Source organism: Plantactinospora sp. B5E13 (assembly GCF_039871775.1).
Taxonomy (GTDB): domain Bacteria; phylum Actinomycetota; class Actinomycetes; order Mycobacteriales; family Micromonosporaceae; genus Plantactinospora.
On the sequence record NZ_JBDPLT010000048.1, the window covers coordinates 1 to 24,131 of the forward strand.

Annotated in this window: 22 protein-coding genes; 11 read left to right on the forward strand and 11 right to left on the reverse strand. The window is 72.6% G+C overall.

What is annotated here, in order from left to right; all coding sequences use genetic code 11:
• Positions 1-123: 123 nt before the first annotated feature.
• Positions 124-621, reverse strand: coding sequence for a MerR family transcriptional regulator (locus tag ABGB05_RS29915; protein WP_347657273.1), 498 nt, complete (start codon positions 619-621; stop codon positions 124-126).
• 27 nt (positions 622-648) lie between these two features.
• Here ABGB05_RS29915 and ABGB05_RS29920 point away from each other — a divergent pair, with 27 nt between their 5' ends.
• Complete coding sequence (locus tag ABGB05_RS29920) at positions 649-1,203, forward strand: class I SAM-dependent methyltransferase (RefSeq protein WP_347657274.1); 555 nt, start codon at positions 649-651, stop codon at positions 1,201-1,203.
• A 74-nt stretch (positions 1,204-1,277) separates the two neighbouring features.
• Here ABGB05_RS29920 and ABGB05_RS29925 read toward each other — a convergent pair whose 3' ends face one another.
• A complete protein-coding gene (locus ABGB05_RS29925; RefSeq protein ID WP_347657275.1) occupies positions 1,278-2,147 on the reverse strand; it encodes an LLM class flavin-dependent oxidoreductase in 870 nt (289 codons plus the stop codon).
• Positions 2,148-2,218: 71 nt separating this feature from the next.
• Here ABGB05_RS29925 and ABGB05_RS29930 point away from each other — a divergent pair, with 71 nt between their 5' ends.
• Positions 2,219-3,196, forward strand: a complete 978-nt coding sequence (locus tag ABGB05_RS29930; protein WP_347657276.1) for a pirin family protein — start codon at positions 2,219-2,221, stop codon at positions 3,194-3,196.
• 67 nt (positions 3,197-3,263) lie between these two features.
• Positions 3,264-3,929 (forward strand): hypothetical protein, encoded by a 666-nt coding sequence (locus ABGB05_RS29935; RefSeq protein WP_347657277.1) that lies wholly within the window; start codon positions 3,264-3,266, stop codon positions 3,927-3,929.
• A 276-nt stretch (positions 3,930-4,205) separates the two neighbouring features.
• On the opposite strand, the gene ABGB05_RS29940 is transcribed toward ABGB05_RS29935, so the two are convergent.
• Both ABGB05_RS29940 and ABGB05_RS29945 read right to left on the reverse strand, forming a co-directional pair.
• Positions 4,206-4,811 (reverse strand): DUF1345 domain-containing protein, encoded by a 606-nt coding sequence (locus ABGB05_RS29940; protein ID WP_347657278.1) that lies wholly within the window; start codon positions 4,809-4,811, stop codon positions 4,206-4,208.
• Positions 4,812-4,865: 54 nt separating this feature from the next.
• A complete protein-coding gene (locus ABGB05_RS29945; protein ID WP_347657279.1) occupies positions 4,866-5,138 on the reverse strand; it encodes a DUF2795 domain-containing protein in 273 nt (90 codons plus the stop codon).
• Positions 5,139-5,264: 126 nt separating this feature from the next.
• Here ABGB05_RS29945 and ABGB05_RS29950 point away from each other — a divergent pair, with 126 nt between their 5' ends.
• Positions 5,265-6,176: a sulfotransferase domain-containing protein gene (locus tag ABGB05_RS29950; RefSeq protein WP_347657280.1), complete on the forward strand. Its 912-nt coding sequence runs from the start codon at positions 5,265-5,267 to the stop codon at positions 6,174-6,176.
• 76 nt (positions 6,177-6,252) lie between these two features.
• Here ABGB05_RS29950 and ABGB05_RS29955 read toward each other — a convergent pair whose 3' ends face one another.
• Entirely contained in the window at positions 6,253-7,431 is a 1,179-nt protein-coding gene (locus ABGB05_RS29955) for a CaiB/BaiF CoA-transferase family protein (protein ID WP_347657281.1), read from the reverse strand.
• A gap of 148 nt (positions 7,432-7,579) precedes the next feature.
• Between ABGB05_RS29955 and ABGB05_RS29960 the strand changes: the two genes are divergently transcribed.
• The 4 genes from ABGB05_RS29960 (at position 7,580) to ABGB05_RS29975 (ending at position 11,405) form a co-directional block, all read left to right on the forward strand.
• Positions 7,580-9,559: a glycosyltransferase gene (locus ABGB05_RS29960; protein ID WP_347657282.1), complete on the forward strand. Its 1,980-nt coding sequence runs from the start codon at positions 7,580-7,582 to the stop codon at positions 9,557-9,559.
• 77 nt (positions 9,560-9,636) lie between these two features.
• Complete coding sequence (locus tag ABGB05_RS29965; RefSeq protein WP_347657283.1) at positions 9,637-10,236, forward strand: molybdopterin-dependent oxidoreductase; 600 nt, start codon at positions 9,637-9,639, stop codon at positions 10,234-10,236.
• Positions 10,206-10,970: a ferredoxin reductase gene (locus ABGB05_RS29970; RefSeq protein WP_347657284.1), complete on the forward strand. Its 765-nt coding sequence runs from the start codon at positions 10,206-10,208 to the stop codon at positions 10,968-10,970. Before ABGB05_RS29965 ends, ABGB05_RS29970 begins: the two co-directional genes overlap by 31 nt.
• A 135-nt stretch (positions 10,971-11,105) precedes the next feature.
• Positions 11,106-11,405 carry a DUF6510 family protein gene (locus tag ABGB05_RS29975; protein WP_347657327.1) on the forward strand — a complete coding sequence of 100 codons (300 nt, stop codon included), beginning with the start codon at positions 11,106-11,108 and terminating at the stop codon, positions 11,403-11,405.
• On the opposite strand, the gene ABGB05_RS29980 is transcribed toward ABGB05_RS29975, so the two are convergent.
• On the reverse strand, positions 11,371-12,828 hold the full coding sequence (locus tag ABGB05_RS29980) for an MFS transporter (RefSeq protein ID WP_347657285.1): 1,458 nt from the start codon (positions 12,826-12,828) through the stop codon (positions 11,371-11,373). The two genes, ABGB05_RS29975 and ABGB05_RS29980, sit on opposite strands and share 35 nt — an antisense overlap.
• Positions 12,829-13,161: 333 nt before the next feature.
• On the opposite strand from ABGB05_RS29980, the gene ABGB05_RS29985 reads away from it, so the two are divergent.
• A complete protein-coding gene (locus tag ABGB05_RS29985; protein ID WP_347657286.1) occupies positions 13,162-13,914 on the forward strand; it encodes a class I SAM-dependent methyltransferase in 753 nt (250 codons plus the stop codon).
• 85 nt (positions 13,915-13,999) lie between these two features.
• Here the strand turns inward: ABGB05_RS29985 and ABGB05_RS29990 are convergent, their stop codons facing one another.
• Positions 14,000-14,926 carry a 2-hydroxyacid dehydrogenase gene (locus ABGB05_RS29990; RefSeq protein WP_347657287.1) on the reverse strand — a complete coding sequence of 309 codons (927 nt, stop codon included), beginning with the start codon at positions 14,924-14,926 and terminating at the stop codon, positions 14,000-14,002.
• Between the two features lie 340 nt (positions 14,927-15,266).
• Here ABGB05_RS29990 and ABGB05_RS29995 point away from each other — a divergent pair, with 340 nt between their 5' ends.
• Complete coding sequence (locus ABGB05_RS29995) at positions 15,267-15,584, forward strand: hypothetical protein (protein ID WP_347657288.1); 318 nt, start codon at positions 15,267-15,269, stop codon at positions 15,582-15,584.
• A gap of 190 nt (positions 15,585-15,774) precedes the next feature.
• A complete protein-coding gene (locus ABGB05_RS30000; RefSeq protein ID WP_347657289.1) occupies positions 15,775-17,937 on the forward strand; it encodes an alpha-glucuronidase in 2,163 nt (720 codons plus the stop codon).
• Positions 17,938-17,998: 61 nt separating this feature from the next.
• Here ABGB05_RS30000 and ABGB05_RS30005 read toward each other — a convergent pair whose 3' ends face one another.
• The 4 genes from ABGB05_RS30005 to ABGB05_RS30020 all read right to left on the reverse strand — a co-directional run bounded on the left by ABGB05_RS30005 (position 17,999) and on the right by ABGB05_RS30020 (position 24,083).
• Entirely contained in the window at positions 17,999-20,038 is a 2,040-nt protein-coding gene (locus ABGB05_RS30005) for a beta-galactosidase (RefSeq protein WP_347657290.1), read from the reverse strand.
• Positions 20,035-20,724: a DUF624 domain-containing protein gene (locus ABGB05_RS30010; RefSeq protein WP_347657291.1), complete on the reverse strand. Its 690-nt coding sequence runs from the start codon at positions 20,722-20,724 to the stop codon at positions 20,035-20,037. The genes ABGB05_RS30005 and ABGB05_RS30010 overlap by 4 nt, the downstream gene beginning before the upstream one ends.
• Positions 20,721-22,319, reverse strand: coding sequence for a xylan 1,4-beta-xylosidase (locus ABGB05_RS30015; protein WP_347657292.1), 1,599 nt, complete (start codon positions 22,317-22,319; stop codon positions 20,721-20,723). The genes ABGB05_RS30010 and ABGB05_RS30015 overlap by 4 nt, the downstream gene beginning before the upstream one ends.
• Positions 22,320-22,445: 126 nt before the next feature.
• Complete coding sequence (locus tag ABGB05_RS30020; RefSeq protein WP_347657293.1) at positions 22,446-24,083, reverse strand: extracellular solute-binding protein; 1,638 nt, start codon at positions 24,081-24,083, stop codon at positions 22,446-22,448.
• Positions 24,084-24,131: the final 48 nt, after the last annotated feature.

The following is a 24,131-nucleotide window of genomic DNA, read 5'->3' on the forward strand; positions in this document are numbered from 1 at the left end:
CCCCCGCGACCGGCCCCCGCCGGGCGCGACCCACGTCCGGCGGGCGCCGGTCCGTGCGGGCACACCCGGCAGGCGCCACCGTGAACGGTCGGGCGGTTCCGGTCCCCGCCCGACCGTCAACGGTCACCCGCCGGTCGCCTGCCGGCTGCTCCGTCCGTCCACTCCCCGTTCCGGGCCACCGGTCGCCTCCCGCCCGCGCGGACAGTCCGCGTCGAGCCGGTGCACCAGGTGCTGGAAGTCGGGGCAGTCGAGGAAGTCCTCCGTCGGACAGGCCAGGGCGTGGTCGAGCAGGTCGCGCGAGGCGGTGGCCCGGACGATCTGGCGGTCCAGTTCGTCCCGGTGGTGCCGCAGCACGGCGCGTCGAGCGGTGGCGTCCTCGGTGGTGAACATGACCCTGAGCCGATCCAACCCGATGCCCACCTGCCGGGCGTGCACGATGATCGCGACCCGGGTCAACTGGGCGGGGCCGTACCGCCGCCGGCCGTTGACCCGGCGGTCCGGTTGCAGCAACCCGACCGCCTCCCAGTGCCGCAGGACGTGGGTGGCGAGTCCGAAGTGGCCGGCGAGCTCCCCGATGCTCATCTCGGCGCCGACCGGCTCGTGCCGTGGGCTTGACTTCATGTTGACATTAACATGCACAGTTGAGCCATGGTCAAGCGAGACAACGCCCGCGCGGCGTGGAACCGGCGGGCCGCGAGCTACGACAGCCGGGGCGACCGGGCGGAACGCCTGGCGATCGGGAACAGCCGGGAGTGGATCTGCGCCCGCGCCCGGGGGCGGACCCTCGAGGTCGCGATCGGCACCGGACGCAACATCGAACGCTATGACGACACGGTCGAGTTGGTCGGCGTCGACCTCAGCCCCGGAATGCTCGCGGTGGCCCGACGCCGCGCCGCGGACCTGGGCCGGCCGGTGGAACTGCGCGAGGCGGAGGCGGAGCGGCTGCCGTTCCCGGACGTCAGCTTCGACACCGTCGTCTGCACGATGGCGGTCTGCGCGGTGGCCGACCGGGCGGCGGCGATCGCCGAGATGTACCGGGTACTCCGGCCGGGGGGAACGCTTCTCCTCGTCGACCACGCGGAACGGCGCTGGCTCCGGGGGAGGCCCGCCGACCTGGCCGTACGCCAGGGATTCGTACCCCAGACCCGGGAACGGCTCCGGCTCGGCCTGATCGAGCGGCTGGCCGCCCGTCGGCCCGGCTGACCCGAGGGCTCGCTCCGGCCGGCCCGGGGGCTGGGTCCGGCAGACCGGGGGCGGGCCAACACGCCGGTGGCGACTCAGCCGGGCAGCGCCGCCCGCACCGCCGGTACCACCTCCTCGGCGAAGATCCGGGACTGCCGTTCCCGGTCGCCGCCGGGCCAGAAGACGAAGGTGTTCATCCGGTGCTCGAGGTGCAGCGTGGTCAACGTCTCCACCCACCGTCGTACCGGACCGTGGAAGGTGTCCCGGTCCTCGGCGGTGACCAGCCCCATCACGTTGTACAGCCGGACGAGCCGGTCGGGGTCCCGGCCGGCGGCCCGGGCCGCCTCGTCGATGAGCGGATGGAGTTCCGTCAGCCGGTCCGGCGGAACGTACGGGGCGGAGACCGACCAGCCGTCCGCCTTCGCCCCCACCAGCCGTACCGCCCGGGGCCCGACCACACCGAGCCAGATCCCGATCCCGTGTGCCGGTCGGGGACCCGGCTGGACTCCTTCCAGCGCGTAGTGTCGGCCCTGGTGGGCGAAGGGCTCGCCGGCCCAGCTCGCCCGGATGATGTCGATCGCCTCGGACAGCGCCGCCCGGCCCTCACCGGGGGTGCGGCGGGGCCCGCCCATCCCGGCGATGGCGTCGACGAAGCCGCCGGCGCCCAACCCCAGCTCGAACCGGCCCCCACTGACCACGTCGAGGCTGGCGGCCTGCTTGGCCAGCATCGCCGGCGGGCGCAGCGGCAGGTTGGCCACGTTCGGGAAGAGCCGGACCCGACGGGTCCGGCTGGCCAGCCAGGTCAGCACCGTGAACGTGTCGAGGAATCCGGAGTTGTACGGGTGGTCCTGCACGCCGACGTACTCGAGACCGTTGTCGTCGGCGATCCTCGCGATCCGTTCGGCGATGGCCAGGCCACCGACGTTCGGGTCCGCGTTCAGGCCGAACCGCACCGCGTGATCCATGCTCACCAGTCTGGCACCGGACGCGCCCGCTCGGCGCCTCCGGCACGTGGTGCCCGCGTACCCTCGGACGGGTGAGCAGCACCGAACCCATGCCCGGGCAGACCGTCCCGCCCGCGGCGACCGCCGTGGCCGAGCCGACCAACGTCCTGCTGCCGGGCCACGACGTACCGCTCGGGCGGTACACCACCGTGCGTCGGCTACTCCCGCACCGCTCGCGCCGGACCATCGGGGCCTGGTGCTTCGTCGACCACTTCGGCCCGGACGACGTCGCCAACCGGCCCGGCATGGGTATCGGCCCGCACCCGCACACCGGACTGCAGACCGTCACCTGGCTGGTGCACGGGGAGATCCGACACCTGGACAGCCTCGGCAGCGACCAGCTGATCCGGCCGGGCCAGCTCAACGTGATGACCTCGGGGCGCGGCATCGCCCACGCCGAGTACTCCCCACCCGACCATCCGCCCACCCTGCACGGACTGCAGCTCTGGGTGGCGCTGCCGGACGGCGCCCGGTCCGGACCGCCCGGGTTCGCCCACCACGCCGACCTGCCGGTGCTCGACGACGGGGACGTCTCGGTCACCGTGCTGGTCGGTGAGCTCGGCGGAGCCCGGTCGGGGGCGGTGGTGCACACGCCGTTGCTCGGTGCCCAGCTCTGGCTGCCGCACGGCGGCACCGCCCGGACCCCGTTGCAGGGTGACTTCGAGCACGGGGTGCTGGTGATGTCGGGTACGGCCGAGGTCGCCGGCGTCCCGCTCGCCCCCGGCTCGCTGCTCTGTCTCGGAACCGGTCGCCGGGAACTCGAGATCCGCGCGGACGGCCCGGCCCGGCTGATGCTGCTGGGCGGGGAGCCCTTCGACGAGCCGCTGGTGATGTGGTGGAACTTCGTCGGCCGTTCGCACGAGGAGATCCTCGAGGCCCGGACGGAGTGGATGGCCGGTGGTTCCCGGTTCGGCAAGGTACACGGGGACGACAGCGCCCCGTTGCCGGCCCCGACGATGCCGACCACCCGGCTCAAGAGCCGGGACCGGCACGGTCGCACGGTCGGGTGACGCCGCCCGCCGTCCACCCACCGGCTCCGTGCTGCTTTGCCGTGCGCCGTGATGGGTAGTCGCCGGCATGGCAACCACTGTGACCACGAGCGTCGAGGAACGCAGACGGCTGGCCCGTCGGCTGGCGGGCCGGGGCCGGGGCTTCGCCGAGGAGTACGGCATCCGGGTCACCAACAACCCGGCAAGCCTCTTCCAGGTGCTCTGCCTGGCGATCCTGCTCCGCCGTACCGGCGACGTCCGGCGCGCCGTCGCACCGGCGCTGGCCCTGTACGGCCGCGGATGGGAGAGCCCGGCCCGGATGCTCCGTTCCCGGCCCGAGGCGCGGGCCGCCGTACTGCGGGAACACGGTCGCGCTACGGACGCGGACCGGGTCGCCGGCACGCTGGGGGACCTGGCCGGCGTCCTGGTCGCCCGTTACCAGGGTGACCTGCGTCGACTCCGCGTCGCGGCCGGGTACCGGCCCGACCGGGAACGGGCCCTGCTCGGCGAGTTGCCCGGGGTCGACGGCGAGGTGACCGACCTGTTCCTGCGCGAGGTCCAGGCGCTGTGGCGGGAGACCGCACCGGTCGCCGACCGGCGGGCTCTCGCCGCCGCCCGGCGGCTCGGCCTGGGCCGGTCGGCGGCCGACCTGGCGAGCCTCGCCGGGGGCGGTGAGTCGGAGCGGCTGGCCTGGCTGGTCGGCGCGTTGGCCAGGATCGACCTGGAGGACACATACGACAAAATCCCTTGTTAGGGGAGAAAGTGCCGTGGGTTCCCCCACAGTTTCCGGAAATTTGGCCGGACGGCCGATGGTGACTCGTAGGATGAGGCGACGGTGATCGCTCATCCGGTTCGGGGAGCGGCCGTTGCCCGGTGACCGCGTCCGGTTCGGACGTGTCGACGCCGGGGCACTGTCGGACGTGGTGCCCTGCCCGCGCCGCCGCGCGGAGGCGGGCGGGGCGCCTCGTCCGGTGCCGTCCCGCGGTGCGACGCCCGCCGGTCCGACCCCCGTGGACCCGACCGACACCGGTCAGTGCGCGAGTCCGGCGAGCAGGTTGATGGTCGCAGCGATGATCACCGCTCCGAACAGGTACGACACCAGGGCGTGCGCGAGCACCGTGGCACGTACCGGACGTGACGTCAGATCGGTGTCCGCCACCTGGAAGGTCATCCCGACGGTGAACGAGAGGTACGCGAAGTCCGCGAACGTCGGCGGTTCCGTCTGGTGGAAGTTTACCCCGCCGTCCTCCCCGGTGTAGTACAGCCGGGCGTACCGGGCGGTGAAGACCGTGTGCACCACGGTCCAGGAGAGCAGCACACTGACGATGCCGACTCCGATGTTCAGGTCCCGGTCCACTCCGCGCACCGACTGGTCGGTGGCGAGCAGGATGCCGATGGCGAGCAGGCTGGCCAGGCCGGCGGTGATCAGCACGACGTCGCGGACCGGTCGGCTCGGGTCCTCCCGGACGGCCAGTTCGGCGGTCTCCTGCCAGGTCCGTCGCGACAGTAGCAGCCAGGCCCAGACCAGGTAGGTGACGGCTGCGGCGTCCCAGCCGATCAGCGGACCCATCACCGGGGAGTGCAGCAGCGTCAGGGGAAGCCCGACGAGAAGCCCGACGACGGTGATGACGGCCACCTGCGTCGAGGCTCGAGGCGGCTGGCGGCGGCTGCGCCCCATGCGTACGCCGGGTCAGATCTGACGCATGTGCCGTGCGACCCGCTGGTGCGTACGGTTGCGGGTCTTCGCGGCCAACTCGGCGGGGGACGCGTCCGGGGCCAGGTCGGTGGCGGCCGAACGGGCCACCTCCTCGGTGTTCCGGTAGTCCACCGGTGGCATCGCCCGCAACGCCTGCAGCACCTCCCGGGGCGCGCCCGCGCGCTCGGCCTCCCGGACGATGTCCTCCTTCGGGGCCGGGAAGTCCATCGACTGCAGGTACCGCAGTACGTCCGCGTTGGTCACCATGGGATTCCGCTCCTCGCCGGTCGTCTCCGCTCCACCGGGCGGCCGGATACCCGTAACCGCGCCGGTCACGCCTGCCGACCGGGGTATGTCGGTGGGCGGCGGCGGCGGGACCGTTATCCTGCCCGGATGCCCAGCCACCCCGTCCGGTACCGCTCAGACGACGAGGACAGTGCCCGCTGGCTCGGCTTCCCGCACCGGCCTGGTGACATCGTGATCAGTACCCGGTCCAAGAGCGGCACCACCTGGATGCAGATGATCTGCGCCCTGCTGGTGTTCCAGGAGCCGGAGCCGCCGGCACCGCTCGCGGAACTCTCGCCCTGGCTGGACTGGCTGATCGTCCCCCGGAACGAGGTCTTCGCCCGGCTCGCCGCGCAACCGCACCGTCGGTTCGTCAAGACCCACACCCCGCTGGACGGTCTCCCGCTGGACCCGACGGTCACGTACATCGTGGTCGCCCGGGACCCGCTCGACATGGCGGTCTCGCTGTACCACCAGAGCGGCAACCTCGACCGGGAGCGGATCCGGCAACTCACCGGAGCGCCGGCCCCGGCCACCCCACCGGGTGTCCGGCCACCGCTGCGGGAGTGGCTGCTGCGCTGGATCGACCGCGAGGTCGAACCGGCCGAGGCCCTCGACTCGCTGCCGGGCGTGCTCTGGCACCTCTCCGACGCCTGGGCGCGGCGCGACCAGCCCCACATCCTGCTCGTGCACTACGCGGACCTGGTCGCCGACCTCGACGGGCAGATGCGCCGGATCGCCGACCGGCTCGGTATCGGGGTGCCGGACCGGCGGTGGCCCCGGCTGGTCGAGGCGGCGACCTTCGACCGGATGCGGGCCCGCGCCGACCGACTCGCCCCCGATCCGGCCGGGGTCCTGAAGGACCGCGGGGCGTTCTTCCGACGCGGCGGGTCGGGCGCGGGCCGCGAACTGCTCAGTGCCGACGAACTCGCCCACTACCGGGCCCGGGTGGCCCGGCTGGGGCCACCCGAGCTGATCGCCTGGCTGCACGGCGAGCGGGGGCCGGGCGTCATCCGTTGACCCGTGCCGATCTCGGTGCGGGGCCCGGGGCGGTCCGGCGTGGGTCAGACCACCGTGTCGGCGTCCCGGACCCGGATCAGGCCACCGTGCCGGCGTCCCGGAGCCGGCGGATCCGCGTGGTGTCCAGCCCCAGCTCCGCGGCCAGCAGTTCGTCGGTGTGCTCACCGGGTTGCGGCGGAGGCCGGAGGATCGCCCCGGGGGTACGACTGAACCGCGGTGCCGGCGCCGGCTGTGCCGCACCGGCGTGCTCGACGAAGACCCGGCGGGCCGCCAGGTGCGGATGCTCCGGTGCCTCCCGCCAGTCCAGCACCGGCACCACACAGGCGTCGGTGTGCTCCAGCAGCGCGGCCCAGTCGTCCCGGCTCCGGGTCCGGAACAGCCGGGCCCAGGCCCGGCGCAGCGCCGGCCAGTTCGCCGGGTCGTCCCGGTCGAGCGCCTCGTCCGGCGGCAACGGAAACCCGGTGAGCCGGACCAGTTCGGCGTAGAACCGTGGTTCGACCGCGCCGACCGCCAGGTATGCGCCGTCGGCGCACTCGTAGGTGTCGTAGTACGGCGCACCGCCGTCGAACATGTTGACCCCACGGTCGTCCTGCCAGCGGCCCATCCCGCGCAGTGCGTGGATCATCGTGGACAGCAGTGAGACGCCGTCCACCATGGCCGCGTCCACCACCTGCCCGGCCCCGCCGCCACGTACCTCGTACAGTGCGCAGACCACACCGAGGGCCAGCAGCATCCCGCCGCCGCCGAAGTCGCCGACCAGGTTCATCGGCGGCACCGGTCGCTCGCCGGCGCGGCCGATCCCGTGCAACACGCCGGTCAGGGCCAGGTAGTTGATGTCGTGTCCGGCGTGCCCGGCGTTCGGGCCGTCCTGTCCCCAGCCGGTCATCCGCCCGTAGACCAGCCGGGGGTTGACCGCCAGACACTCCGTCGGCCCCAGGCCGAGCCGTTCGGTGACCCCCGGCCGGAAACCCTCGACGAGGACGTCGGCGGTACGGGTCAGCTCGAGCACCAGCCGCCGTCCGTCCGGTTTCCGCAGGTCGACCGCGAGTGAGCGGCGTCCCCGGTTGAGCAGGTCGGGATGGGGGGTGCCGAACCGTTCCGGGCGTACCTCGGTGACCCGGTCGATCCGGATCACGTCCGCGCCGAGGTCGGCCAGGACCATCGCGGCGAACGGAGCCGGTCCGATGCCGGCGAGTTCGATGACGCGGAGACCACGGAGCGGGCCGGTCGCGGGTGCCGGCCGGGTGTCGGTCATCGCCGAACGATAGGACACTCGGGCCGGAGTTGGCGGGTACGACAACCGGCAGGGCCTATCGTCGGCGGGGGAGTCACCAACCGTGGTCAACAGCGGACAGAGCGCTGTCTTGCTGTGTGTCGGCAGGCGCCGATGGACGGTGGCACCGGTGGCGGAGCGGCAGGAGCGGAGCGAGATGCGTACCGGCGAGCAGGTGGAGCCAGGGGCGACCGTACCGGGGGCGGGCCCGGCGTCCGGGGGACCGGACATCGCAGCGCCCGCGCCGGGTTCCCGTGCCCGACCGGAGCGGCACTGGTGGTGGCGCCTGGTCGGTGCGCCGCCACCGACCCGGGCCGAACGCCTCGGCCGGTGGGTCGGACTGCGGGTGCTCCGGCTTCCCGGCCGGGGCCGGTTGCTGGTCCTCGCCGGCTCGGTCGACCGGCTCCGGGATCTGCTCACCCTGCCGGTCTCGGCGACGTCGACCCGGCGTACGACGATCGTGGTGGCGTACTGGCGGGCGCCCCGGCGCGGCTGGTCACTCGGCATCGGCCCGCTCGACCACCTCCGTCGGCACCGGGTCACGCTGCCCTACCGCGGGCGTGGCCCGGCCAGCGTCGCCGTCCGGCTCTCCCGGCCGACGCGGCTGCGCGACGTGCTGCGGGCGGCGCTGCCCGCGCTCACCCCCGACCGGCCGCTGCCCACCCCGGCCAGCGCGGAGCTGACCTGCTGGGACACCCTGCCCGACTACCTGCCCGGCCGGCCGGTCGCGGTCCTGACCGGCAACCGGCTGCCGGTCGACACCGAGATCCGCGCCCACGACCTGGTGCTGTGGACCGACTCGCCGCCGCCCGCCGATCCGCCGCCGCCCGCCGACGGAACCGACGGAACCGACGGGCTCACGCTGCCGCCGCCCGCCGCGCCGTCGTACGCCGCGGGGTGGGTCACCGGCCGGCACGGGCCACGGCCCGGCACCGGCCCGGCGACGGTGCTGGTGGACGCGCGCCGGGTCAACCCCCGGGGCCGCCGGGCCGACTCCTACCGGTCGGACGCCCCCCGGATACGGCTGGACTTCGCCGCACGGCCGCCGGGGCGACGACGCCCGGGTGTCGGGCCGGTGGACGGACCCGGGCTGACCGCCGCCGACCTCGCCACCCTCCGGCGGGTCGGCGTCGTCGACTGCGCCACCGTGCCGGACACCGACCCGGTCGCGGTGGCGGCGCTGCTGGTCCAGGTGGCGATGACCGGGGCGACGCTGTCCGCGCCGGCCCTGCCGGAGCGGGTCGCCGCGCTGCTCACCCCGGAACTGCGGGAGATCGTCGGTACGCCGGTGCCGGAGGACGGTCCACTGGCCCGGGAGGCCCGCAGTGTCCGGCAGCGTCGGGCGGCCCTGCGCGGGCACGCCACCGGGTTCGCGCTACCGCGACTCGCCGCCGCCCCGTTTCCCGGGCTGCCCCACCCCCCGTCGGTGAGCGCGATCCTGGCCACCCGCCGCCCCGACCTGCTTCCGGCGGCGGTACGCACGATCGTCGGGCAGACCTACCCGAACCTGGAACTGCTGCTCTGCCTGCACGGTTGTGCACTGCCCGAGCCGGTACGCGCCCTGCTCGCCGCCGGCGGACGGCCGTACGAGGTCGTCGAGGTGCCGGCGACGGTCAGTTTCGGCGCGGCGTTGGGCGCCGCCACCGGTCGGGCCCGGGGCAGCCTGGTCACCAAGTTCGACGACGACGACAGCTACGGCGCCGAGCACGTCTGGGACCTGGTGCTGGCCCGGCACTACTCGGGCGCGACGGTGGTCGGCAAAGGTTCGGAGTTCGTCCACCTGGAGACGCTCGGCATCACGATCCGGCGTCCGTCCGGTGCCGCCGAGAGCGACGCGGAGGTGGTGGCCGGCGGAACCATGCTGATCGGCCGGGGGGATCTCGAAGCGGTCGGCGGTTGGCGGCCGGTGCCCCGTTCGGTCGACCTCGGACTGCTGCGGCGGGTCCGTCGGGACGGGGGCATCGTCTACCGCACCCATCCGCTCGGCTACGTCTACCACCGTCGGGCCGCCGGCCACACCTGGGATCCCGGCCAGGACTACTTCCTGGACAGCGCGTACGCCCGCTGGTCCGGCCTGCCCGCCGAACTGCTGGACGGACCCGTCTCCTGACCGGTCGCGGCCCCGTGTGGCGGGCAGGTACCGGGGTTCGGCTTCGGGGTCGGCGCGCGGGGTGGTAGGACTGTCGGGTGGGAATTGTCTCTCCGGGCTTCCAGGGACGGCGTCGTCCGAGCGAGCCGGCGCTGCCGCCGGGTCAGTACCTGACCGAGGACTTCCCGGTGCTCTCCGCCGGCCCCACCCCACGGGTGCCGCTGACGGACTGGGAGTTCGTGATCACCACGGAGACCGGTGCGGAGTACCGGTGGACCTGGGACGAGATGTGGTCGCTGCCGACGGAGACCCCGACGGTGGACATCCACTGCGTGACCCACTGGTCGAAGCTCGGCACCAGTTGGGAGGGGGTCTCGCTGGACACCCTGCTCGACGGGATCGAGACGGCCGCCGACTACGCGCTGGTGCACTCGTACGGCGGCTACACCACCAACCTGCCGTTGGACGACCTGCGTGACGGGCAGGCCTGGATCGTCCACCGCTACGACGGCGACGACCTGCCGTCCGAGCACGGCGGCCCGGCCCGGCTGCTCGTCCCGCACCTCTACTTCTGGAAGTCGGCCAAGTGGGTACGGGGTATCCGGCTCGGGCTGACCGACGAGCCCGGTTTCTGGGAGACCGCCGGCTACCACGATTACGGTGACCCATGGCGCGAACAGCGGTACCAGGGCGACTGACCAACCGGGCCACCTGGCGGGTGGCCCGGTTGGTCGACCGTCGCCAGGAGACGGAGACGGCCGCGACGCTGGTGCTGGAGGTGCCGGACTGGCCCGGACACCAGCCCGGCCAGCACGTCGACCTGCGGTTGACCGCCGACGACGGCTACCAGGCGGCGCGCAGCTACTCGATCTCGGCGCCGGTGGACGGTGACCGGGTCGAGGTGACGGTCCAGCGGGTGCCCGACGGCGAGGTGTCGCCGTACCTGGTGGACGTCTTCGCGGTCGGTGACCCGCTGGAGGTCCGGGGGCCGATCGGCGGCTACTTCGTCTGGCGGGTCACCGACAGCGCGCCGGTCCTGCTGGTCGGTGGCGGCTCCGGGATCGCGCCGCTGATGGCGATGGTCCGGGCCCGGCGGGCGGCCGGTAGCCGGGTGCCGTTCCGGCTGGTCTACTCGGTCCGTACCGAGCAGGACATCTACTTCGCCGACGAGTTGCGTCGACGGGTCCGGGACGACCAGGGGCTCGACGTGACCTACCTCTACACCCGCCAGGCGCCGGAGGGCTCGTCGGCGAGCCCGCACCGGATCGGCGTCGCCGACCTGAACACCCACGGCTGGCCACCCCAGCTCGAGCCCGCCTGTTACGTCTGCGGTCCGACCGGTTTCGTGGAGACCGTCGCGGACATCCTGGTCGCGCTCGGGCACGAGCCCCGCCGGATCCGCACCGAGCGGTTCGGCCCGACCGGGGGCTGACCGCCGGACCGACCACGGACGACCCGGAGCCGACGACGCCGACTGCCGGCCGCCTGTCCCGGGTCACACCGACCGCGTCGAGCCCGACTGTTTGGAGACGAGATGACCGACCAGTTCTATCCCGAGCAGCCGGCGATGGACTACCTGGACGGCAACATGCTGGCCGGACCGCTGGCCGAACTGTTCGCGGTGGACCTGAGTACGGCCACCGGCCGGTGCGCCTCGTGCGGGCGCACCGGTCCGGTGGCCGGCCTCCGGGTCTACGCGAACGCGCCCGGCGTGGTAGCCCGCTGCCCGTCCTGCCAGGAGGTCATCCTCCGGCTGGTCCGGACCCCGACCGCCGCCTGGCTGGACCTGCGCGGCGCGACCTTCCTGCAGGTGCCGATGCCGGCCGAGCCGGTCATGATGCCGGGGCCGAACCCGGTCGCGATGTGACCGTCGCCGCCTGATCCTGGTCGGCTGCCGTTTCCGGCCGTTCCCGCGCCGGCGCGGTCGACCGCCCCCACGCGGTCGGGTCCGTGACGCCCGTGGCCACCGGTTCGGTCGGGTCGCCGGTCGGGGCCGTCACGCCCGTGGCGGTCGGCGCGGTCCCGTCCGTGGCGGCGAGTCGGCCCCAGAAGGCGACGGTGAGCAGCCCCGTCGCCACCCCGGCGACCCAGAACGGGGCGGTGAGGCTGTCGGTCAGGGTGGCGAGGATCCCGCCGAGCAGGCTGCCCAGCGCCGCGCCGCCGAGGTCGAGCAGCCCGTAGACGCTGTTCACCCGCCCGCGCAGGTGGTCGGGGACCAGCCGGGCCCGCAGTCCCATCACCAGCGCGCCCCAGACCATGGTGTGCACCCCGAACAGCGCCAGCACCGCCGCGGCCAGCCACGGTTCCCGGGTCGCCGCCAGCACCAGGTGGGTGCCGGTCTCGATGATCAGACCGGCCCGGAGCAGCGCCGGAGTGCCGTACCGGCGGCGCAGCCGTGGCGCGAGCCCGGCGCCGAGCAGGCCGCCGGCCGCCGAGGCGGTCAGCAGCACCCCGAAGCCGACCTCGGACAGGCCGAGCCGGTCCCGGCAGTAGAGCACGAACACCGCGAACGCCGCGCAGAACACCAGGTTCATCAGGCCGAGGCAGACCGCCAGCATCCGCAACACGGCGGACGACCACAGCGCCCGGAGACCGGCCCGGACCTCGGCCGGCAGGCTCCGCCGGACCGCTGTGTCGCCGGCCGTCGGCCGGTCGTCCGGCACCGGGCGCCATCGGAGTACGGCGAGCAGCAGCGCCGCGACCACGAAGGTCGTCGTGTTGAACCCGAACGGCACCGCCACCGCGACCACGAAGAGGTACGCCCCGAGCGGCTTGGCCACGAACTGGTTGCCGACCACGAACGTCGCCTGCAGCCATCCGTACGCCTGCTCGAGGCGCTCGTCCGGCACGACGGCGGGTAGCAGGGCCGTCGCGGCGGTGTCGGCGATCGTCTCGCCGGTGCCGAGCAGGAAGAAGGCCAGGTAGACGACAATCAGTAGGACGGAGGGGGCGGGGCCGGCCAGCACCGCCCCGACCAGCGCGGCGAGGACGCCGGCCCGACCCAGGTTGACCACCACCATCACCCGGCGGCGGTCGTACCGGTCGACCAGCACGCCGCCGATCAGGGCGAACAGCAGCCAGGGAAGTTGTTGGGCGACAACCGCCCCGGCGATCAGTGCCGGATCAGCGGTGAGCGAGGCGACCAGGAGGGGACCGGCCACCATGGTCACCCCGTCGCCGAGGTTGGAGACCGCGCTGGCGGCCCAGAGTTTGTCGAACTCCCGGCCCAGCGGGCGGGGTCGGTGGGTTCCGGACGCGTCGGAGCGCCCGGAGTCGACGTGCGAGAACACGGAGAACTCCTCGGAAGCGATGCGGCGGCGCCGGACGAGGGCGCCGGAGATCAGCCGCCCGGACGGGGCGGCCTGGTGGGATCGATCGCTTCGAGCCGGAGGTCGACGGGGCGCGTTACCGCCACGTACGCCGAGCGGACCGGCGTACGTCGAAGTGGCGGGATCAGCGGGCGGTGGACTTCCGCGCCGAAGCGGGTACCTGCACCGTGCCGAGGAGAGCCCTGTCCATGATCACCCTCCTGGTGTTCTACGTCGAATGACGGGAGCGTACCGGAAGGGTCCCGGCCCCGGAACCCGGTTGAGTCGGGCCCGGGCCGTCGCGAGACTCACCCGGTGGCTGATTTCGCGGAACTCGTCGCCGAGGGTATCGCCGTCCCGGTCGACGGGTGGGACTTCTCCTGGTTCGCCGGCCGGGCCACGGAGCAGCGGCCGTCCTGGGGCTACGCCCGGTTGATGGGTGAACGGATGGCGCTCGCCGACCGGGCGGTGGACCTGCAGACCGGCGGCGGTGAGGTGCTGGCCGGCATCCCGAAGCCGCCACCGGTACTGGTGGCCACCGAGGGCTGGCCACCGAACGTGGCGCTGGCCCGGCAGCGGCTCGCCCCCCTGGGCGGGATGGTGGTCGAGGTCGGGGAGGACGCCGACCTGCCGTTCGCCGACGGTGCGTTCGACCTGGTGGTGAGCCGCCACCCGGTGACCGTGCGCTGGGCCGAGGTGGCCCGGGTGCTGGCCCCCGGCGGCACCTATTTGTCCCAGCAGGTCGGTCCCGGGTCGGTACGGGAACTCACCGACTTCCTGATGGGACCGCAGCCGGTCGGGCGGGCCCGCGATCCGGAGCGGGCCCGGGTGGCCGCGACCGCGCTCGGACTGGACGTGGTGGACCTGCGGAGCGAGGCGCTGCGGATGGAGTTCTTCGACGTCGCCGCCGTGATCGTGTTCCTCCGCAAGGTGGTCTGGACGGTGCCGGGTTTCACCGTCGACGGTTACCGGGACCGGCTGCTGGACCTGCATCGGCGGATCGAATCCGACGGCCCGTTCGTGGCGTACTCGCGGCGGTACCTGTTCGGGGCCCGCAGGCGCGGCTGAGTCGACCCGGTGCCCCGGGCGCCGGGGCGGGGCGGTGCCGGGCGGGACGGTCGGCCCCGACCCGGCACCGCGTCCGACTTCCGGTTCAGTAGCCGTTCGCGACCTGGTTGTGCAGCGGTTCGCCGGCCAGGAACCGACGCAGCTGTGCAGCGGCGAGCCGGTACATGCGGGGCAGCAGTCCGTGCACCTGGGCGCCCACGTGGGGCGTGATCAGGACGTTCGGCAGCTGCCACAGCGGGTGCCCGGCCGGCAGCGGTTCGGGTTCGGTGACGTCCAGCACCGCAGAGATCCGGCCGGTGGCCAGTTCGGCGAGCAGCGCCGCCGGGTCGGCGACCGGGCCGCGGGCGGCGTTGACCAGCATGGCCCCGTCCCGCATCGCGGTCAGGAACCGGGCGTCGACCATGCCGCGGGTCTGGGCGGTGAGCGGGACCAGCAGGACCACGATGTCGGCGCTCGGCAGCAGTCGGGGCAGCTCGTCGACCCCGTGTACGCCCTCGGCGGGCCGGGCGGTCCGGGCGACCAGGGTCAGGTCCACCTCGAACGGGGCGAGTCGGGCGGCCAGGGCGGACCCGATCGAACCGGCGCCGACGATCAGGATCCGCCGGCCGGCGAGCTCGTCGGTCGGGGCGTACCGGTCGTTCGCCCAGATTCCCTGGTCCTGAGCCCGGACGAAGGACGGGATGGCCCGCAGTTGGGACAGGATCCCGGTGACCACCCATTCGGCGGTGGCCGAGTCGTGCACGCCCCGGGCGTCGCAGAGGGTCACCCCGGCCGGCAGGCGGTCGAGCCAGGCGTCCGCGCCGGCGCTCGGCAGCTGTACCACCCGCAGGTCGGGCAGTTCGGTGACCAGGTGGTGCATCGGGGTCTGGTCGAGGAACGTGGGCAGCCAGAACTGAACCCCGTCCGGTGCCGAGGGGAGCGCCTGCGGGTTGTCGGCGACCTCGACGAGAACACTGTCCGGGAGGTCGCCGAGCAGCGGTATGCCGGCTTTATGAGGAATCCACACCTTCATGTCGGGCAAGGCTAGTTGGCCAGCTGCCGTCGATGCCTGCCTGGTCGGTGAAATGTGCTGGTCAACGGCTTGTGAGGCCGGTCATAGCCGGCGGTTCCCGGCCGTTGCGAGGTGTTGGCACACTGTCGCGATGCCCGTGCTTCGATCCGTCGTCGACACAGTTGTCTCACCCTCCTACGGGGTGTTCTGTCTGCACTCGCGGGGCGAACACGAATATCGTGATCTTGCCGAGGCGGGGCGACGCGCTTTCAGGGACGGGATCGGGTTCGCGGCGAGCGCCGTCGGGGTTGCCGCAACGGAGGTGGGCTGGCCGAGAGTGTCCGTGGAAACCTGGTCACGGATGCCGCTGATCCTGCCGGACGAGCGGCCGTTCGACTACGCGCGGGAAGGCTTTGTCGTCTTTCCCGACGAGCGCTGGTGCATCATCGAGTCGTGCGACTCCGCGGTGCAGGTCGGCGTCGAGTTGCCGTCGGGGCCCGGTGAGTACGGGGTACGAGTGGTCGCGTACCACCACAACACGGTGCGCGACCGGTATGAGGAGGCGCGCGCCGGGTCCGCCGAGGAGTTCGCCGCCGCGCTGACCGAACTTCGGCAGCCGGATTCCGCCGCGCGGGAGTGGTACCGGATCCAGTTGTGGCCGGTGGGCCGGGGCCGTTAGCCACACCCCGGCGGCTGTTCTCCGTACATGCCAGCAGACCCCCGATGCACTAGAGTTCGATCATCGATTCGCAGGTCGCGCCGATTGGATCGCGCTCGACCGGTCCGGTGGACGACCGCCCGGACGGACCCCACCGCCGGGGCCGGACCATTCACCAGCGACAGCAGTGCGGAGCACCCCGGAGGGACCCGTGACCACCCCCCAGCTCACCGACATCCACCCGGCCTGGTTGCCGCCCGAGGTGTTCCGGGCCATCGGCTCGCGTCACACCCTCGTCCGGGGCGCCGGCCTGCTCGTCGAGACGGTCCGACAGGAGGTCGCCGACGCCGCCGCCCGCTACGGCGGCGCTCTGCGGCAGTCGACCGCCGGGACGGAGTCGGCCGACCCGTCGTACGACCTGGTCTTCGCGCTGACCACGGAACCCGGGCTGCCCGCCGGCGCGGACGCGGTCCAGGCCGAAGTGGCGGCCGGACCCGTGCCGCTGGGCGCCGACGGGTTCGCCCTGGCCCGCCGCGCCGGGGTCACCGTGGTCCTGGCCGACGCGCCGGCCGGGCTGCTGTACGGCCTCTTCGAGGTGGTCCGGCGGGGCGAGGCGGCGTTCGGGGCCGACCTTCCGGTCGAGCGGCACCGGCCGACGAATCGGCTGCGGATGCTCAACCACTGGGACAACATCACCGTGCACCCGGTGATGGGCCAGGTCGAACGCGGCTACTCGGGCGGCTCGATCTTCTGGCGGGACGGCGCCCTGACCCCCGACCTGGCCCGGGTACGGGCGTACGGGCGACTGCTCGCCGCCAGTGGCGTCAACGCGGTCACGGTGAACAACGTGAACGTGCACGTGGCCGAGGCGCGGCTGCTCACCGACCGGCTCGGTGACCTGGCGGCGATCGCCGACGAGCTGAGGCCGTACGGGATCCGGGTGCACCTGTCGGTCACCTTCACCGCGCCGGTCACGCTCGGCGGGCTGTCGACCGCCGACCCGCTCGACGAGCACGTCCGGGCCTGGTGGGCCAAGACCACCCGCCAGGTCTACGACACCATCGCCGACTTCGGCGGCTACGTGGTGAAGGCGGACTCGGAGGGACAGCCGGGCCCGTTCGGGTACGGTCGCAGCCACGCCGACGGGGCGAACGTGCTCGCCGAGGCGGTGGCGCCGTACGGGGGTGTGGTGCACTGGCGGGCCTTCGTCTACAACCACCGGCAGGACTGGCGGGACCGCTCGACCGACCGGGCCCGGGCGGCGTACGACCACTTCGCCCCGCTCGACGGACAGTTCCGGGACAACGTCATCCTGCAGGTGAAGTACGGTCCGATCGACTTCCAGACCCGCGAGCCGGTCTCACCGGTGATCGCCGCGATGCCGGTCACCCGGCTGGCGGTGGAGTTGCAGGTCACCCAGGAGTACACCGGCCAGCAGCGGCACGTCTGCTATCTCGGTCCACTCTGGTCGGAGGTGCTCGGTTTCGGGTTGTGGGGCGCGGACGGCCCGACCGTCGCCGACGTCGCCGCCGGCGCGACGGCGGAGGTCGCCGGCCGGCGGGTGGCGGTCACTGGCCAACCGACGACGGTCAGCGACCGGAGCCCGCGCGGCACCGGCCCGACCGGCGCCGGCGGGGGACTGGCCGCCGTCTCCAACGTCGGCGACGACCGGTTCTGGACCGGCCATCCGCTCGCCCAGGCGAACCTGTACGCCTTCGGTCGCCTCGCCTGGAACCCCCGACTGGACCCGCTGACGGTCCTCGACGAGTGGATCGACCTGACCTTCGTGCCGGCGGCGACCGGTGATCCCGACCGGCTGCGTCGTACGCTGCACGAGATCATGGACGACTCGTGGCGGACGTACGAGCGGTACACCGCCCCGCTCGGCGTCGGCTTCATGGTCCGTCCGGGCAACCACTACGGGCCGGACGTGGACGGCTACGAGTACACCCCGTGGGGCACCTACCACTTCGCCGACCGGGACGGCGTCGGGGTGGACCGGACCCGGGCCACCGGCACCGGCTTCACCGGCCAGTATCCGGCCCCCTGGTCCGACGTGTACGAGTCACCCGACACCTGCCCCGACGAGCTGCTGCTCTTCTTCCACCATGTGCCGTACGGACACGTGCTGCACAGTGGCGTCACCGTCATCCAGCACATCTACGACACCCACTTCGCCGGGGTGGACCAGGTGACCACGCTGCGGCGACGCTGGGCGGAGATCGCCGACCTGGTCGACCCGGCGGTGGCGGCCCGGGTGGCCGAGCGGCTCGACGAGCAGGTCCGGTCCGCCACCGAGTGGCGTGACCAGGTGAACACCTACTTCCACCGCAAGTCGGGGGTGCCGGACGCGCACGGCCGCCGGATCCACTGAGGACGGCCGGGACCCGGTGCGGCCGGTGCGGTGGCGTTGTCCGCCGCACCGGCGGGCGTGGTCACCCGTCGGCCGGCTCCTCGCGCACCACACGGACGCCGTACGGCTCCAGCCGGACCGGCTCGCCGGGCGTGACCCGGTCACCGGTCAGCAGGTCGAGTCCGGCCCGGGCCGGATCCACCTCGACCGGCTCGGACCGGTGGTTGAGCAGGAACCGCAGCCGGGTTCCGTCCGGGGCGACCCGGACCGTGCTCTCCACCTCCGGCACGTCGGCGTACGGCCCCAGCAGGTCGTGCCGGGACAGCACCTGGCGGACCACCCGGTCGACGCCGGCCCGGTCGAGGTGTGTGCCGACGTACCAGCCGTGGCCGGCGCCGAAACGGTTCCGGGTGACCGCCGGGGTGCCGGCGTAGAAGTCGGCCCCGTACCGGCCCACCACCTCCGCCCCCTGCGGGATCACCAGTTCGAAGACCAGCCGCGACTCGACCCCCACCTCGCTGTCGCCGACGGTCAGCCGTACCGGGTTCACCACCTCGGCCTCCCGGGCGTCCCACTCGTCGACCCGGATCCCCAGCAGCGCCCCGAGCGGCCCCGGTACGTCCGTCAGGAATGCCTGGTCGTGCACGTCGACCCGACCGGAGAGGAACGTGGTCAGCACCGAGCCGCCCCGGGCCGCCACCGCCTCGAGCCGCTGCGGCAGGTCGTCCTTGACCATGTGCAGTACCGGCGCGACGACCACGTCGTAGCGGGTCAGGTCGGCGGTCACCGGCAGCACGTCAACGTCCGCCCCCGCGTCCCAGAGCGCCCGGTAGTAGGCGTGCACCACCTGCTGGTAGCGGACCAGCCGGGACGGCCCGTCGGAGATCTCCACCGCCCACCAGCTGTCCCAGTCGAAGAGCAGCGCGACCCGGGCCGGGGTGCGGGCGCCGAGCGTCGTACCGCCGAGCCGGTCGAGTTCGGCACCGAGCGCGGCCACCTCCCGGAAGACCCGGGTGTCGTCACGGCCGGCGTGTCCGATCACCGCACCGTGGTACTTCTCGCAGGCGCCCCGGGAGGCCCGCATCTGGAAGAAGAGCACCGCGTCCGCGCCGTGTGCCACCGCCTGCCAGCTCCACAGCCGCATCACCCCGGGCCGTTTCAGCGGGTTCACGTCCCGGGACGCCGTGTAGCTCGGGGTCTGTTCCATCAGCCAGAACGGCTGGCCGTCCTTCAGCCCGCGCATCAGGTCGTGGGCCAGTGCCATCCAGGCCGGTGACCGGTCGTCCGGCGGATAGTTGTCCCAGGAGGCGAAGTCGAGGTGCGGAGCCCACCGGTGGTAGTCGATCGGCCGGTACATGCCCATCAGGTTCGTGGTCACCGGCAGGTCGCTCGCCTGGCGGATCGCCGCCTTCTCGTCGACGAAGTTGGCCAGCATCGCGTCGGACATGAACCGCAGGTAGTCCAGGGTGATGCCCTGGAAGGCGGTGTGGTTCGGCCCGCGCCAGTGCTCGGTCAACGCCGACGGCGGTTCGATCTCGTCCCAGTCGGTGAAGGTGTGCGACCAGAACGTGGTGTACCAGGCGGTGTTGAGCGCCTCCAGGGTGCCGTACCGGGACCGTAGCCAGTCCCGGAAGCCGGCGGCGCAGAGGTCGCAGTAGCAGGCGCCGCCGTACTCGTTGCCGACGTGCCAGGCGACGACCGCGGGGTGGCCGGCGTACCGGGCCGCGATCCGGCGGGCCAGTTCGGCGGAGAGCCGGCGGAACACCGGCGAACTGGGGCAGGAGTTGTGCCGTTGCCCGTACCGGTGCCGACGGCCCTCGAAGTCGACCCGGGTGACCTCCGGGAACGCCCGGGCCAGCCAGGCCGGGTGGGCGCCGGTCCCGGTCGCCAGGCAGATCTGCCGACCCTCGGCGCCGGCCCGCTCGACGATCCGGTCCAGGGTGGTGAAGTCGTAGACGTCGAGGGCGGGCTGGGTCCGGGCCCAGGTGAAGACGCCGAGCGTGACGGTGTCGATCCGGGCGGCGTCGAAGAGTCGGTAGTCCTGCCGCCACACCTCCTCGGGCCACTGCTCCGGGTTGTAGTCCCCGCCGAAGGGCACCTTCCGGGTACGCGGCAGGCTCACGCGGTGAACTCCTCACGGACTTTGTCGATCATCGGACGGGCGGTGCCGAGCAGCGCCAGGACGAGCACCGAGCCGAGCAGCACCAGCACCGCCTCGGAGCTGAACAGGGTGATCGCGGCCGCGGCGAGCAGGACACCGGCGTTGCCCAGCGTCACCCCGGGGGTACGGCCGAGGAAGTAGCCGGCCAGCCGGGCCACGTCCCTGGCCCGGAAGCTGAAGAGCGAGGTGATGACCAGCGCGTTGACCAGCCAGAGGGTGCTCAGCGCCGCGATCACCACCAGCGGCACCCGCCACCAGCCCGGCACCCCGGCGGCGTCGAGGTGGGCGAGGTTCACCGCGAGGATGGTCAGCCAGAGCAGCGCCGGCACCCAGAGCCGCAGCACCGGGCCGAGGTTGGCCCGGTAGCCGCGCCAGAACGCCGCCGCCGGCCGCAGGTCGGCCAGGTCCGGGCGGTGCCGGTGCACCGCGTACAGCGCGGCCGAGACCGCCGGTCCGACCGGCAGAACGCAGGCCGCGACCAGCGGGAGGTTGCTGGCGTGCCGGTCCAGCAGGACGAGCGGCACCAACCCGGGTACGGCGGTGAGCAGGATCAGCAGTTCGACCACGAGCAGGCAGTAGACCAGCGCGGCGGCCCGGGACAGTGGCCCGGTGCCGAACTGGCGTCGGGCTCCGGCCGCCGCGCTCATCCCCGCTCCTCCGCCGTGCCGTCGCCGTCCGGTCCGGTGTCGGCCGACATCCCGAACAGCCTGCGCTCGTCCCACCAGGACGGCGTCTCGTCGACCACCGGGGTGATCTCGACCAGGGTCACCTCGTGCCGGGTGAGGGTGAGATCGAGGTCGACGCGTCCGGCGACGACCGGCAGCCGGTGGTGCCGGCGACCCGGCTCGGCCGCCTCCCGCAGCGCGTCCAGCTGCCGCGGCCGCGGCGAGCGGGGCCGGCCCAGCTCGGCCCACGCCGTCCAGGCGTTGCCCTGCTCCTCGTCGACCGTGTGGCGCTGGACGAACGCCCAGCCCCGCGCCGGGTCCGACCCGCCGTCGAGGGAACCGGCCGGGTCCGCCACGGCCGGACCGACCGGAATCGACAGCCGCAGCTCGTGCCGGTCCACCGGGTCCCGGCCGGTGACGTCGACCGGCGCCCAGGCCAGCACGGTGACCCGACCGTCGCGGTCCCGGGTCACCAGGTGGTCCGACCCGCGCGCCAGGATCTCGTCGCCGAGTCGCGCCATGAAGGCGTACAGGTGGTAGGTGGGCTTCTTGACCTGTCGGTGGGTGAGCAGTCCGAAACCGCCGTGGAACAGCGCCGTCGGTATCCCCACCTCCTCGAACATGTCGCTGAACGTCCAGTACGAGAAGGAGTCGACCAGGTCACCCCCGGCGGCCAGCACCGGGGCCAGGTACGCGGCGTGGAAGGCGGTGTCGTGGATCGGGTTGTCCGGCCGGTACGACGAGTTGAACTCGGTGATGTGCACCGGCAATCCGGCCAGCGCGGTGTCCCGCAGCAGGTCCCGGGGCGTACCGAACTGCTCCAGCAGACTGCTCGCCGGCCGGAGCGTCTGGTGTACGCCGAACGGCACGTGCTGGGCCGGTCCCGAGCTGTAGGCGTGCTTGCTGACGAAGTCGACCGGCACGTCACGGGACGCGACGAAGTCGGCGAACCGTGGCAGCCACTCGTCGGCGCCGGGGGAGATCGCCGGACCGCCGACCTGGAGGCCGGCGTCGACGTCCTTGATCGCGTGCGCGGTCAGCTCGTACAGCCGGTGGTAGGCGGCCTCGTCGGCGCCGAGCCAGAAGTCCCGGAGGTTGGGTTCGTTCCACACCTCGATCGGCCAGCCGCGTACCTCGGCCAGGCCGTACCGGTCGACGAGGTGCGAGACGGTGGCCTTGACCAGCGCCACCCACTCGGTCTCCGACGACGGCGGGGTGACGTTGCCGCGCCACCAGAAGACGGTCTGCTCGCCGGAGGCGAGGGCAGCCGGCATGAACCCCAGCTCCACGAACGGGCGGATGCCGAGGTCGAGGTAGGCGTCGACCACCTGGTCGACGTAGGTGAAGGCGTGCTGGACCCGGCGCGAGCCCTGGTGTTCGTAGGGCCGGTACACCCCGACCCCGTCACTCAGCAGGCCGTGTCCCCGGATGTGCCGGAAGCCGATCTCCCGCTGGACCAGGGCCAGCGAGTCCTGGTAGTCGCGGCGCAGCGCCAGTTCGAAACGGCCCGTGCCGACGCAGGCCCGCCAGGCGTCGGTCAGCCGGCCGCAGGGGCGCGCCGGAACGGTGAAACGCATGTGTTGTCCTCTGCTCAGTGCCGTCGGGCCCGGCCGGTCGGCGGGTGCCGTACCGGTCGGGCCCGGGGGTGGTGCGGTCCGGTCACGCCCGGGGATCGGGCGGGACCGGACCGGGGTGCCGTGCGATCAGCCGTGGTCCTTCTTGAACCGCTCGTACGACTTGTTGACCAGGTCGATGTAGGCGTCCGCGTTCTTGCCCTTCACCTCGGCCACGTACGCGTCCCACTGGGCCAGGTCACGCTGGCCGAGGATGAACGCGAGCGTCTGCTGGGTGACGAAGTCCTTCAGCGGGGTCTCCCAGAGCGTCGCCTGCTCCCGCTCCTCGTCGGTGAGCGGGTGCGGCGGGTCGACCGGCAGCGTCTGCTTGGCCGCCATCGCCTGCTGGAACTCCAGCTCCTCGGCGGAGAAGGTGGACTGGAGCAGCTTGGTGGGTCCGCCGTAGGCGAACACGCCGTTGCCGAACCCGAAGTCCTTCTGCAGGTGCTTCGGCGCGCCCGGGTTCAGCGCGACGTAGTCGATGTCCTTGGCCAGCGTCCACTTGCCGGCGGTGTCCTTGGTGAACGTCGTCCCCTCGACACCCCACTTGGCGAACTCCTGGCCCGCGTCGGAGTAGTAGATCCAGTCCAGGAACTGCATCATCGCGACGAAGTTCTTGCTCTCCCGGGCCTTGCTGGAGATGGCGACACCGTTCTCCAGCCGGGTGCCCCGCTTGACATCGCCGGCCGGGCCGGCCGGCAGCGGGATCTTCACGATCTTCGCGTTCGGGTCGAGCTTGCTGACGTCCGGGCGGTACTCGTTGACCAGGGTCTGGGCGTTGGTGCCGATCACGAACGACTTACCGGAGGCCAGCTTCTGCCGGGCCTGGTCGTCGTCCTGGGTGAAGCTCTCCGGGTCGAGCAACCCCTCCTTGACCAGCTTGTTCAGGAACTCCACCATCGCCTTGTACTGCGGGGTGGTGCCGGTGAAGACGAACTTGCCGGCGGCCGCGTCCCAGGTGTAGTTCTGGTAGTCCCAGCCGCCCCGGGTGCCGAAGCCGACGCCCATGATGTTGAAGAGGTTGCCGCCCGGCGTCGGCTTGCTCCACCGGTCGGAGAACGGGTACTGGTTCGGGTACTTCGCCTTCATCGCCTTGAGGACGGTGTAGAACTCGTCCCAGCTCTTCGGGATCTGGAGGTTGAGTTCCTCCAGGATGTCCGTCCGGATCGCCAGCGAGTAGTCCGGCCAGACGTTCTCGTGCAGCCCGGGGAGGATGTAGAACTTACCGTCGGCCTGACGCAGCGTGTCGATGTCGGCCTTGAGGTTCCACTTCTCCATCTTGTCCTTGAAGTTGGGCATCAGGTCGATGTACTCGCTCACCGGCAGGAGCGCGCCCGACGCCACGAACGGGGCCTCCTGGCCCGGGTACGTCTTCGGAATGATCATCGGGGCCTCGCCGGCACCGATCATCAGGCCGCGCTTCTGCTCGTAGTCGCTCAGCGGGACCTCGACGGTGTCGATCGTGACGCCGGTGCGCTTGTTGAGCTCCGACCAGAACAGCCAGTCCTTGCGGTTCGGGTAGTTCGGGTGGTTGTTGTAGAGCATCGAGAAGGTCAGTGGCTCGGTCGCCTTGAACTGGGTGCCGACCCCGTACTCGGACATCGCGCCGACGCGGTTGTCGTCCAGGTTCTCGGCGTCGGAGTCCCCGTCACTGCCGCAGGCGGCCATGGCGAGGGTGAGCGCACCGGCAGCGACCAACGCTGCGTGGCGCCGGAATCTGTGGAACATCGGGTTTCCTTCCGGTGTGAGGTGCGGTGGGGGTGAACGGACTGGGAG

Coding starts and splice junctions, on each gene's coding strand:
- ABGB05_RS29915 (WP_347657273.1), bottom strand. CDS start 621: ATGAAGTCAAGCCCACGGCACGAGCCGGTCGGCGCCGAGATGAGCATC.
- ABGB05_RS29925 (WP_347657275.1), bottom strand. CDS start 2,147: ATGGATCACGCGGTGCGGTTCGGCCTGAACGCGGACCCGAACGTCGGT.
- ABGB05_RS30020 (WP_347657293.1), bottom strand. CDS start 24,083: ATGTTCCACAGATTCCGGCGCCACGCAGCGTTGGTCGCTGCCGGTGCG.
- ABGB05_RS29975 (WP_347657327.1), top strand. CDS start 11,106: ATGGACTACCTGGACGGCAACATGCTGGCCGGACCGCTGGCCGAACTG.
- ABGB05_RS29995 (WP_347657288.1), top strand. CDS start 15,267: ATGCCGCTGATCCTGCCGGACGAGCGGCCGTTCGACTACGCGCGGGAA.
- ABGB05_RS30015 (WP_347657292.1), bottom strand. CDS start 22,319: ATGCGTTTCACCGTTCCGGCGCGCCCCTGCGGCCGGCTGACCGACGCC.
- ABGB05_RS30010 (WP_347657291.1), bottom strand. CDS start 20,724: ATGAGCGCGGCGGCCGGAGCCCGACGCCAGTTCGGCACCGGGCCACTG.
- ABGB05_RS29945 (WP_347657279.1), bottom strand. CDS start 5,138: ATGGTGACCAACGCGGACGTACTGCGGTACCTGCAGTCGATGGACTTC.
- ABGB05_RS29970 (WP_347657284.1), top strand. CDS start 10,206: ATGGCGCGAACAGCGGTACCAGGGCGACTGACCAACCGGGCCACCTGG.
- ABGB05_RS29920 (WP_347657274.1), top strand. CDS start 649: ATGGTCAAGCGAGACAACGCCCGCGCGGCGTGGAACCGGCGGGCCGCG.
- ABGB05_RS29950 (WP_347657280.1), top strand. CDS start 5,265: ATGCCCAGCCACCCCGTCCGGTACCGCTCAGACGACGAGGACAGTGCC.
- ABGB05_RS29935 (WP_347657277.1), top strand. CDS start 3,264: ATGGCAACCACTGTGACCACGAGCGTCGAGGAACGCAGACGGCTGGCC.
- ABGB05_RS29990 (WP_347657287.1), bottom strand. CDS start 14,926: ATGAAGGTGTGGATTCCTCATAAAGCCGGCATACCGCTGCTCGGCGAC.
- ABGB05_RS29955 (WP_347657281.1), bottom strand. CDS start 7,431: ATGACCGACACCCGGCCGGCACCCGCGACCGGCCCGCTCCGTGGTCTC.